The organism is Sandarakinorhabdus rubra (genome assembly GCF_010994245.1).
In the GTDB taxonomy this organism is placed as follows: Bacteria; Pseudomonadota; Alphaproteobacteria; order Sphingomonadales; family Sphingomonadaceae; genus Sandarakinorhabdus; species Sandarakinorhabdus rubra.
Map to the genome: position 1 here is coordinate 1 of NZ_WMHO01000085.1, position 10269 is coordinate 10269.

10 protein-coding genes and 1 tRNA gene are annotated in these 10269 nt (G+C 68.5%); 6 read left to right on the forward strand and 5 right to left on the reverse strand.

What is annotated here, in order from left to right; all coding sequences use genetic code 11:
• Positions 1 to 772 (forward strand): C40 family peptidase (locus tag GJV64_RS07060; protein ID WP_164156565.1); only part of this gene is annotated, 772 nt, incomplete at its 5' end.
• Between the two features lie 119 nt (positions 773 to 891).
• Here the strand turns inward: GJV64_RS07060 and GJV64_RS07065 are convergent.
• Positions 892 to 1689, reverse strand: a complete 798-nt coding sequence (locus GJV64_RS07065; RefSeq protein WP_164156566.1) for a class I SAM-dependent methyltransferase — start codon at positions 1687 to 1689, stop codon at positions 892 to 894.
• A gap of 105 nt (positions 1690 to 1794) precedes the next feature.
• Here GJV64_RS07065 and GJV64_RS07070 point away from each other — a divergent pair, with 105 nt between their 5' ends.
• A complete protein-coding gene (locus GJV64_RS07070) occupies positions 1795 to 1992 on the forward strand; it encodes a hypothetical protein (protein WP_164156567.1) in 198 nt (65 codons plus the stop codon).
• Here the strand turns inward: GJV64_RS07070 and GJV64_RS07075 are convergent.
• Positions 1970 to 2389 (reverse strand): acyl-CoA thioesterase, encoded by a 420-nt coding sequence (locus GJV64_RS07075; protein WP_164156568.1) that lies wholly within the window; start codon positions 2387 to 2389, stop codon positions 1970 to 1972. The two genes, GJV64_RS07070 and GJV64_RS07075, sit on opposite strands and share 23 nt — an antisense overlap.
• A complete protein-coding gene (locus tag GJV64_RS07080; protein WP_164156569.1) occupies positions 2389 to 4434 on the reverse strand; it encodes a S9 family peptidase in 2046 nt (681 codons plus the stop codon). The genes GJV64_RS07075 and GJV64_RS07080 overlap by 1 nt, the downstream gene beginning before the upstream one ends.
• 79 nt (positions 4435 to 4513) lie before the next feature.
• On the opposite strand from GJV64_RS07080, the gene GJV64_RS07085 reads away from it, so the two are divergent.
• Positions 4514 to 6310: an aminopeptidase P family protein gene (locus GJV64_RS07085; RefSeq protein WP_164156570.1), complete on the forward strand. Its 1797-nt coding sequence runs from the start codon at positions 4514 to 4516 to the stop codon at positions 6308 to 6310.
• 74 nt (positions 6311 to 6384) lie between these two features.
• On the forward strand, positions 6385 to 6933 hold the full coding sequence (locus tag GJV64_RS07090; protein ID WP_164156571.1) for a glutathione peroxidase: 549 nt from the start codon (positions 6385 to 6387) through the stop codon (positions 6931 to 6933).
• A gap of 24 nt (positions 6934 to 6957) precedes the next feature.
• Here GJV64_RS07090 and GJV64_RS07095 read toward each other — a convergent pair whose 3' ends face one another.
• Positions 6958 to 7110 (reverse strand): hypothetical protein, encoded by a 153-nt coding sequence (locus GJV64_RS07095; protein WP_164156564.1) that lies wholly within the window; start codon positions 7108 to 7110, stop codon positions 6958 to 6960.
• 119 nt (positions 7111 to 7229) lie between these two features.
• On the opposite strand from GJV64_RS07095, the gene GJV64_RS07100 reads away from it, so the two are divergent.
• Together GJV64_RS07100 and GJV64_RS07105 are read left to right on the forward strand one after the other, a co-directional pair.
• Positions 7230 to 7304 (forward strand) — tRNA-Thr (locus tag GJV64_RS07100).
• Positions 7305 to 7376: 72 nt separating this feature from the next.
• Entirely contained in the window at positions 7377 to 8714 is a 1338-nt protein-coding gene (locus GJV64_RS07105) for a M24 family metallopeptidase (RefSeq protein ID WP_164156572.1), read from the forward strand.
• Here the strand turns inward: GJV64_RS07105 and GJV64_RS07110 are convergent.
• A partial coding sequence (locus tag GJV64_RS07110; RefSeq protein WP_164156573.1) for a DUF885 family protein occupies positions 8711 to 10269 on the reverse strand: 1559 nt, incomplete at its 5' end. The genes GJV64_RS07105 and GJV64_RS07110 overlap by 4 nt on opposite strands.

The following is a 10269-nucleotide window of genomic DNA, read 5'->3' on the forward strand; positions in this document are numbered from 1 at the left end:
GGCCGGCGACATCGGCGCGGTGCGTTATGTCGAGCCACGCGCGCTGGCCTGCACGGCCACGCGCGCGATGCTGCGCCGCGAACCGTCGCCCACGGCCGAGGCGGTGAGCGAGCTGCTGATGGGCGAGGGCTTCGAGATCGTCGAGCTGCGCGGCGGCTTCGCCTTGGGCCGCTGCCTCCATGATCGCTACATCGGCTGGGCGCCGCTCGATGCGCTGGCCCTGCCCGGCACCGAGCCGGCCCACCGCGTCACCGTGCGCCGCGCACCCGTGTTTGCCGCCGCCAGCATCAAGGCCGCGGTGCTGCTGGAACTGCCTTTCGGCGCGCGCCTCTCTGGCACGCCCGAGGGCGATTTCCTGGCACTGGCCGGCGGCGGCTTCGTCCATCGCCGCCATGTCGAAACGCCGCCAAATGATCGCTTCGCCGCCGCGGCGCTGTTCGCCGATGCGCCCTATCTGTGGGGTGGACGCACGCCCGATGGCGTCGATTGTTCCGGGCTGGTGCAGCAGGCGCTCAGCGTGGAGGGCATAGCGCTGCGGCGCGACACCGATCTGCAGGTGGAACAGGGCGAGCCGGTGGACTTCGCTGACCGCGCGGCGGGCGATCTCGTATTCTTTCCCGGCCATGTCGGCCTGCTCTTGGCTGGCGACCGTCTCTTCCACGCCAATGCTCACTGGATGCGCGTGGTGACCGAACCGCTGGCCGACGTGGTGGCGCGCGGCAGCCCGGTGACGGCGGTGCGGCGGTATTCCGGCGTCTTCCATTCGACATGACGTCGAACGGGACTCGGGCAAGCCTCTGCCCCGGCAAAGCCGTGGCGCCGGCTTGCCCGATCCCGCCGGCCGGCTTCGCGCGAGTGAGAGGATAGCTGACGCTATCCTCGCGCTGCGCTTCAGCGTGGCTTGACGAACTTCAGCGTCATGCGGTCGCTCTCGCCGATGGCGGCATATTTCGCCCGGTCCACGTCCTTCAGCTGATAGGTCGGCGGCAGGGTCCACACGCCGTCGGGATAATCCTTGGTGTCCTTCGGGTTGGCGTTCACTTCGGACTCGGCGGCCAGCTTGAAGCCGGCCTTGGCGGCCAGCGCCTTGACGTAGGACGGCTTCATGTAGCCGAGCTTCTTCATGTCGGCATCAGGCCGGTCTTCGGGCATCCGGTGTTCCACCACGCCCAGCGTGCCGCCGGGCTTCAGCGCCTTGAAGAAGGCGTTGAACGCCTCCTGGTCCCAGCCGCCCATGTGCCAGTTGTGGACATTGCGGAAGGTGAGCACGACATCGGCGCTGCCCGGCGCCACGATGTCGGGCACGCCCTTGGCAAAGACGCCGATGCCGATGTCGCCATAGATCGCCTTGTCGCCAAACTTGGTCTTGAAGGCCTCGACGCTCTTGGCGGCATTTTCAGAGGCCGCCGGGTTGGCGAGGCCCGCCACATATTTGCCCTTGCCCTTCAGCGCCGGGGCCAGGATCTCGGTATACCAGCCACCGCCCGGCGACACTTCCACCACCGTCTGCCCCGGCTTGATGCCGAAGAACGCCAGGGTTTCGGCCGGGTGGCGATACTGGTCGCGCGCCTTGTTGGCAGCGCTGCGCCACGGGCCGGCGATGGCGGCATCGAACGGGCCGGCGGCGAAAGCTGGTGCGGCCACCGTCGAGACGGCGACAGCGGCGGCAAGCAGTGCAGTGCGGATCATCGATTGTCTCCCCGGGGCATGGACTGATGGATGGGTAACCCTCTGGTGGTGCCCCTGCAAGACCGATGATTGCCGATGGCTGAATGGCCTGCCAAAGCAACCGCCATGGACGCTCAGGCCACTTGGACCTTGCTCGCCACCGGCGCCGTTCTGGCGCTGGCCGGGGCGCTGGGCGGCATTGCCCGCACCAAAGCGCCGCTGGCCTGGCACGCGCACCTGCCGTGGAATGGCATCGCCTTTGGCGGCGTGGCGACCGCGCTGATGGCGGCCGTGCACCTGTTCACCCTGCTGCGGGGGGCATGAACAGCGCGGCCATGTCACCGCGCACCCGCGCCAGCCGGCCGCTCTCCCGATCGATCAGCGCCCAAGTCGTCACTGCCTTGACCCGGGGGCGGCCATCGGCGCCGCAGATTTCCACGAAGCGATCGAAGCGCGCGCCCTTGGGCGTGCCCACCCAGGTGGTGAGGGTCAGCGCCTCGCCCAGGACCGTTTCCTTGAGATAATCGATTTCGTGGCGGGTGATCACCCACAGATGGGCGGCCTGTTGTTCGGGCGAGGCCACCGATTCCCAGTGGGCAGTCGCCACCTGCTGGATCCAGACGACATAGACTGCGTTGTTGACATGGCCGAGCGCGTCGATGTCGGCCGGCTGCGCCGTCACCGTCATCGTGAAGGCCGCGCGATCGGCGGGCGGCGGCATCAGGCTTTGATCCCGAACTGGGCAAGGATGAAGGCATATTCCTCGGCCAGTTCCTCCAGCGCCGCGAACCGCCCGGACTTGCCGCCGTGGCCGGCGCCCATGTTGGTCTTGAAGATGAGCGGGTTGGCGTCGGTCTTGGTGGCCCGCAGCTTCGCCACCCACTTCGCCGGTTCCCAATAGGTGACGCGCGGATCGTTGAGCCCGGCAGTCACCATCAGCGGCGGATAGGCCTGGGCCCGCACCTGATCATAGGGCGAATAGCTCTGGATCAGCGCGAAATCCTCAGCGCTGGTGATGGGGTTGCCCCATTCCGGCCATTCGCCGGGCGTCAGCGGCAGGCTGTCGTCCAGCATGGTGTTCAGCACATCGACGAACGGCACATGGGCAACCACGGCGCGGAACAACTCCGGCGCCTGGTTGATCACCGCCCCCATCAGCTCGCCGCCGGCCGAACCGCCGCTGGCCGAGATCATCCCCGGTGCCGCCCAGCCCAGCGACGTGAGGCCGCGCGCCACGTCGACGAAATCGTTGAAGCTGTTGGTGCGGGCCTGGAGCTTGCCGTCCAGGTACCATTGATAGCCCAGGTCATCGCCGCCCCTGATCTGGGCCAGCGCGAAGGCGACGCCGCGCTCCAGCAGTGAGAGCCGGTTGGCCGAGAAGGCCGGCATGGTGGGAATGCCATAGGCGCCATAGCCATAGAGATGCAGCTTGCCGCTGCCGTCGGGCTGCCGGTCCTTCAGGTGCACGATGGCCACCGGCACCTTGGCGCCATCGCGGGCGGTGATCCAGATCCGCCGGCTTTCGAACCGGGCCGGATCATAGCCCGACGGCACCGCCTGCACCTTGCGGGTAATCAGCGTGCCACTACCCACGTCATAATCATAGACGGTCGCCGGCGTGACCAGCGAGCTGTAGCCAAGCCGCAGCAGCGGCGCGTCGGGCTCGTGGTTGGTGCCAAGCGACGCCGTGTAGGCCGCCTCGCCGAACGGCACCTCGGTCTGGCGGCCATCGTCGGTGAGCAGCACGATCCGGTCCAGCCCGTCGCGCCGGCCCTGGATGGCGAGATAGGAGGCAAAGGCGACGATGCCGGTGATGTAGTCGCGGTCAGACCCGGGGATGAGCGTCTGCCAGTCGCCGGGCGCCGCCAGGCTGGCGGTGGCGATGCGGAAGTTCACATGGGTATCGTTCGTCCGGATGAACAGCCGATCCCCACGCACGTCGACATCATAGGTCACGCCCGGCTGGCGCCGCTTCACCAGCAGCAGCGGGGCTTGCTGGTCGCCGGCCGGCAGCAGCCGGACCTCGCTCGTCACATGGTCTGAGGTGGAAATGATGATCCATTGCCCGTCTTGGCTCTTGCCGACGGACACGCCGAAGCCCTTGTCCTCGGTCTCCTCATACAGCACCGCGTCCTCACCGGCCGCGCCAAGCCGGTGCAGCCGCGCCCGGATGCGCCGCCAGTTCTCGTTCACCTCGGTCCACACGATGGCCTGCGAATCCGCCGTCCAGGCGATGGCGCCGACGCTGGCGCCGGTGACGGTCTCGAGGTCCGTGCCGCTGGCGATGTCGCGGATGCGGATGGTGAAGCGCTCGCTGCCATCGCAATCGGTGGCATAGGCAACCAACCGGCCATCCGGGCTGATCGTCTGCGCGCCCAGCCGGAAATAATCGTGGCCTTCCGCCAGCGCCGGTTCGGACAGCACCAGCTCGTCCGGCCCGCCCGCCTTGGGCTTGCGCCACCAGGTGCGATACTGGTCGCCGGGGCGAAACTGCCACCAATAGAGATGATCGCCCTGCGGCACCGGCACCGAGGCATCATCCTGCGGCACCCGGCCCTTCAGCTCGGCATAGATTTCGTCCCTCAGCCCGGCGAGCGGCGCCATCTGGGCCTCGAACCAGGCATTTTCGGCTTCGAGATAGGCCAGGATCTCGGGGTCGTTCACCGTCGGATAGGCGGGATCGCGCAGCCAGGCCCAGGGATCCTCCACGGTGATGCCATGGTGGGTGAAGCGGTGCGGCTTGGTGGCGGCGACAGGGGGCTGCATAAGGGGGCGCGGTTCTCGTGCTTGAGGCGGGCCGGCGCCGCGCCTATCTGGTGTAGGACAGATAAAGGGATGCATCGCCATGTCTACAACCGCCGCTCGCCTTGCGGCCTTGCGCGCCGCGCTTGCCGCGGAAGGCCTGGCCGGCTTCGTCGTGCCGCTGACCGACGAGCACATGAGCGAATATGTCGGCGACTATGCCCAGCGCCTCCAGTGGCTGACCGGTTTCGGCGGTTCGGCCGGCACCGCTGCCGTGCTGGCCGATACCGCGGCGATCTTCACTGATGGCCGCTACACGGTGCAGGTGCGCCAGCAGGTGCCCGGCGAGCTGTTCCAGTATCAGGATGTGCCGGCCACCAGCGTGGCGCAATGGCTGGCCGAACAGGCACAGCCCGGCATGCGCATCGGCCATGATCCGTGGCTGCACACCCGCGCCTGGGCCAGCGGCACGGCGGCCCTGCTGAAGGCAAAGGGCGCTGAACTGGTGGCGCTGGCCGCCAACCCAATCGACGCCGTGTGGGCCGACCGCCCGGCGCCCTCGCTGGCCCCCATCGAGGTTCATGAAGACCGCTTCTCGGGCCGCAGCCATGCCGACAAGCGCGCCGAGGTGGCCAGCTGGCTTAAGGAAAAGGGCGCCGATGCCGCGGTGATCGCAGCGCTCGATTCGATCGCCTGGCTGCTCAACATCCGCGGCCGCGACGTGCCGCGCACCCCGGTGGCACTGGCCTTCGCGATCATTCACGCCGATGCCAGTGTCGACCTGTTCACCGCGCCGGAGAAAGTGACCGACGCGCTGCGCGCGCACCTGGGCGCCGACGTGCGGCTGCACCCGCGCGAGGCCTTCAATGGCGCGCTCCAGTCCCTCTCCGGCAAGCTGGTGGCGGCCGATCCCCAAAGCTGCGTCGCCGCGATCTTCGACGCGCTGGAGGCGGGCGGCGCCCGACTGCTGGAGGCGCGCGATCCGTGCGTGTTGCCGCGCGCGGTCAAGAACGCCACCGAGATTGCCGGCACCACCGCCGCCCATGTGCGCGACGGCGCCGCGCTGACCCGCTTCCTGGCCTGGTTTGACCGCGAGGCGCCCAAAGGCGGCCTCGATGAACTGGCAGCGGCCGAACAGCTGCGCCAGTTCCGCGCCGCGACCAACAGCCTGGAGGATCTGTCGTTCGACACCATCTCGGCAGCCGGGCCCAACGCCGCGCTGCCGCATTACCGCGTGTCCGGCGAGACCAACCGGGCGATCGTGGCGGACAGCATTTATCTGGTCGATTCGGGCGGCCAGTATCGCGACGGCACCACCGATGTGACGCGCACGCTGGTGGTCGGCACGCCCACGCCTGAAATGCAGGATCGGTTCACCCGCGTGCTGAAGGGCCATATCGCGCTGGCCCGCGCGTTGTTCCCGGCCGGCACCAAGGGCGTGCAGCTGGATGCGCTCGCCCGCCAGCACCTGTGGGCGGTGGGTCTGGATTACAACCATGGCACCGGCCACGGCGTTGGCAGCTATCTGTCGGTGCACGAAGGCCCGCAGCGCATCGCGGCGGCGTGGTCGGCACAGGCCGGCGGCGACGAGGCGCTGCGGCCGGGCATGATCCTCTCGAACGAGCCCGGCTATTACAAGGCCGGGGAATACGGCATCCGCATCGAGAATCTGGTGCTGGTCGAACGCCGCGAGGCGCCGGCCGCCGAGCGAGAACTGCTCGGCTTCCGCGAGCTGACGCTGGCCCCCATCGACCGGCGGCTGGTGGATGTCGGCCTGCTCACGGCCGAGGAGCGCGACTGGTGGAACGCCTATCACGCGCGGGTTGCCGCCGAGATCGGACCGCTGCTGACCGATGCCGGGGAGCAGGCGTGGCTGGAACGGGCCTGCGCGCCGCTCTAGGGGCCTGCGTCACCCTTCACCTTCGCACTGCCGCGGGGCCGTGCTATCAGGCCGGGGAAATCGGGAGACATGCCATGATGAAGACGTTCGCCCTCGCCGCTGCCGCCATGACCGCGCTGGTCGCCGCCGCCCCGGCCCCCACCAGCCTGCACCAGTTCACGCTGAAGACCATCGACGGCAAGCCGATGCCGCTGGCCCAGTACAAGGGCAAGGTGGTGCTGCTGGTGAACACCGCCTCGATGTGCGGCTTCACCCCGCAGTATGAAGGCCTGCAGGCCCTGCACGACAGCTACAAGGCCAAAGGCTTCACGGTGATCGGCGTGCCATCGGGCGATTTCGGCGACCAGGAATTTGCCAGCAACGGCGAAGTGAAGCAGTTCTGCGAGAGCAAGTTCGGCATCAAGTTCCCGATGGCCGAGAAGGCCGTGGTCAAGGGCCCCAAGGCGATCCCGCTCTACAAGTGGGCCGCCAACACGCTGGGCGAAGACAAGGCGCCGCAGTGGAACTTCCACAAATATCTGATCGGCAAGGATGGCAAGCTGATCGCCGCCTTCGACACCCGCACCACGCCGACCTCCCCGCAGGTGACGGCGGCCGTGCAGAAGGCGCTGGCCAGCAACTGATCGGCTTGGGGGCCATCCCCCGGCTCAATCCTGATCGGGCTTCGGTTCCGGGTGCTGGCTGCGCTCCGGGTCGATGGTGCTGCCCACCGCCTTGCGCTTCCTGAGGTTGGCGCGCAGCGCGGCGGCCAGCCGCTCGGCGCGGGCTGTCCGTGCTGGCGTGTCGTCGTTGCCTGACATGGCGCCTGCCTAGCCGATTCCGCCGCGCCTGCTCAATGCTTGACACTCTGCCGGGCCTTGGCCATAGGGCCGGGCCTGCCCGAGCCAAGTCGACGTCTTGGCGGGCACAGCGGGGCCGTGCTGCCGTAGCTCAGTGGTAGAGCGCATCCTTGGTAAGGCTGAGGTCGGGAGTTCAATCCTCCCCGGCAGCACCACCGCCCCCCTGCCCGACGGGCTGACAAGCCGCGCTGCCTGCCCTAAACCCACGTGGGCAAGGGGAGACAGGCATGAAATCCATCATCACCGCCATGGCGCTGGCCGCTGCAACGGCCAGCTTCGCGCAGGATTATCAGCGCCCGGCGGTGCCGCCGCTGCGTGACCGCGCCGTTGCCCACGACCGGCTGGTGAAGGCCCGGCTCGACAGCGTCGTGCCGCGCATCATGCGCGAGGTGGGCGTGGACATGTGGATACTCGTCGCCAGCGAATATAACGAGGACCCGGTGGTGAAGGCCATGCTGCCGGCCACCTGGATGTCGGCGCGGCGGCGCATGGTGCTGATCTTCCACGATCGCGGGCCGGAGAAGGGCGTCGAGCGGCTGGCGGTGTCGCGCTATCCGGTGGGCGATCTGTTTCCCGCCGCCTGGAACCCGGAAGAGCAGCCCGACCAGTGGGCGCGCGTCGCGCAGCTGGTGGCCGAGCGTGATCCGCAGCGCATTGCCATCAACATCAGCGGCGAGTTCGCGCTGGCCAACGGCCTGACCGTGGGCGAGCATCGCCAGCTGGTCACGGCCTTGGGTCCGCTGGCCAGCCGGCTGGAAAGCCATGACCGGATGGCGATGGGGGTTCTGGAAACCCGCACGCCCGAGGACATGGCGGTCTATCAGGGCATCATGCGGGTCGCCCACGCGCTGATCCCGGAAGGCCTTTCGGAAAAGGTGATCACGCCCGGCGTCACCACCACGCAGGACGTGGTGTGGTGGTATCGCGAGCGGCTGGCCGATCTGCGCCAGGATGCCTGGTGCCAGCCGTCGGTGAGCATCCAGCGCGCCGGGATGGGCCCCGCCACGCCGGGCCGCCAGACGCTGCCGGAAAACCCGGTGATCCTGCCCGGTGACCTTTTGCATGTCGATTTCTGCGCCGGCATGCTGGGCCTGAAGACCGACACGCAGATGCTGGCCTATGTGCTCAGACCCGGGGAGACGGACGCGCCGGCCGGGCTGAAGGCCGGGATCGCGGCGGCCAACAGGGTGCAGGATGCGCTGATCGCCAGCTACCGCACCGGCCTCACCGGCAACGAGATATTGGGGCTGGCCCGTGAGCGCGCGATTGCCGCCGGCACCCAGCCCATCATCTACACCCACCCCATCGGGCTGCACGGCCATGCCGCCGGCACCTCGATCGGCTTCTGGGACAACCAGGGGCCAACGGCCGGCCGCGGCGATTATCCGCTGCACCCTGACACCGCCTGGTCAATCGAACTGGCGGCCGTGTCGAAGGTGCCGGAATGGGGCGGCCAGGAGGTGCGCTTCGCACTGGAGGTGGACGGCTTCTTCGACGGCAGCAGCTTCCGCTGGATCGACGGGCGGCAGACCCAGCTGCTGCTGATCCCCAGAGCCGGTCGTTAGCGCGGGGCGGCAGGCAGCGGTTCGCCGGGCTTCGCCCCCAGCCACTGCCAGCGGATCAGGCTGACCGGGATGAGGCCGAAGCTGCCGAACCGGTCATAGAAGCCCTTCACGCTGAAGCGGTCGCCGGGCAGGCTGGCGCGCTCCTGTTCGGCCAGTTCGGCGAACAATTGCTCCACCTGCGCCTTGCCGGTGATGTAGCTGGAGCCATAGCCGACCTGGCGCAGATAGAGCGACTGTTCAAAGCCCAGCAACGGCAGATCCGGGCTCATCCAGCCGTTGGGCGTGCGCGCCACCTGCATGGACATCGCGGCCTTCAGGTCGATCATGTTGGCTTGGGCATAGAGCGAGGCAAGGCCGCGCGCCGCGCGCTGGGCCTGCATGATCCACACCACCTCGCGCGACCGGGGCTCCTTGTCGAACAGGCCGGCATCCAGCATCATCGCTTCCATGGCGGTGGCGTTGCCTTCGGCCCGGCTGACCCAGATATTGTAGAGCAGCGGCCCGCGGCGGATCGGCGAGGGATGCGGGCGCGCCTGCGCCTCGGCCAGGTCCCACCAGTGGTAGAAGTGCGCGAACAGGCTGTTGGGCGCCCGCCCTTGCGCGATGGCGAAGAAATTCTGTTCAGCCGCCGGCACCCAGCGGCCGATGCGCTTTTCCAGTTCCGGCGCCATGTACGGCTGGATGCTGGCGACGCCGGTTTCGTCCATGAAGCGGATGAAATGCGCGATGTCGGCCCGGCTCTTGGCGTCCCACTCGGCCTGGCTCGACGGGCTGGTCAGCGCCGGCAGACGCTTGTGGTGATTTTCCTCGAGCCTGAGGCCAGCGTGCGCGCGCGCCAGTTCGCGCGACAGGATCGCCACCTCGTCCGCCCATGTGTAGGGCGACAGCTGCACATGCTTCAGATACCAGCTGTAAGCCTCGACCCCGACGCCGGAGGGGCCGGTCTTCGTGGGCCCCTGCGCCTTCACCCAGGCGATGAAGTCTTCTGTGGCGGCCAGCGCGGCGGCGGTGGCGCGCTCGAGATCGCGGTGGCCCTTCGCCTTGCCCTGCAGTTCGCGCAGTGCATCCAGCTGGTCACCCAGCGTGATCGGGCTGGCATTCCACAGGTCGGCGGCATTGCCGGTGAGGTTGCCGCGGGCCTGTTGCAGGAGCGGCGGGATGTGCGCCAGTTCGCCGGCCAGCTTTGCAGCATCGGCCTTGCTGAGTGGGAAGCGATATTGCCAGACCTCCACCGGCGCCGCGTGCACCGGGCCCTCGTGCGCCGGCGTGTCGCTCTGCGCGCCCCAGACCGAAAGATACCAGGCCGGATCGCGCGCCCAGGGCTGTGCCACCTCCAGATCGAACTTCAGGCCATTCATCTCGGCTCTGACCAGCTGCCAATCGGCTTGGTCGTCCACTGCCCAGCCGGCGGTGTCGATGGCGGCCAGCCGGGCTTCGAACTGCTTCAGGCCGGCGGCGCGGGCGGCAATCGCGGCCGGCGTGTAATCGGGCACACCGCTGGCCGGGCGGGCATCGTGCCAGCGCCGCCACTCGGCGAACAGCGCGTGCAGATCGG

Bases quoted from the DNA above. Each gene is read 5' to 3' on its own strand.
- GJV64_RS07065 (WP_164156566.1), bottom strand. From the start codon at position 1,689: ATGATCCGCACTGCACTGCTTGCCGCCGCTGTCGCCGTCTCGACGGTG.
- GJV64_RS07090 (WP_164156571.1), top strand. From the start codon at position 6,385: ATGATGAAGACGTTCGCCCTCGCCGCTGCCGCCATGACCGCGCTGGTC.
- GJV64_RS07070 (WP_164156567.1), top strand. From the start codon at position 1,795: ATGGACGCTCAGGCCACTTGGACCTTGCTCGCCACCGGCGCCGTTCTG.
- GJV64_RS07075 (WP_164156568.1), bottom strand. From the start codon at position 2,389: ATGCCGCCGCCCGCCGATCGCGCGGCCTTCACGATGACGGTGACGGCG.
- GJV64_RS07105 (WP_164156572.1), top strand. From the start codon at position 7,377: ATGAAATCCATCATCACCGCCATGGCGCTGGCCGCTGCAACGGCCAGC.
- GJV64_RS07080 (WP_164156569.1), bottom strand. From the start codon at position 4,434: ATGCAGCCCCCTGTCGCCGCCACCAAGCCGCACCGCTTCACCCACCAT.
- GJV64_RS07085 (WP_164156570.1), top strand. From the start codon at position 4,514: ATGTCTACAACCGCCGCTCGCCTTGCGGCCTTGCGCGCCGCGCTTGCC.
- GJV64_RS07095 (WP_164156564.1), bottom strand. From the start codon at position 7,110: ATGTCAGGCAACGACGACACGCCAGCACGGACAGCCCGCGCCGAGCGG.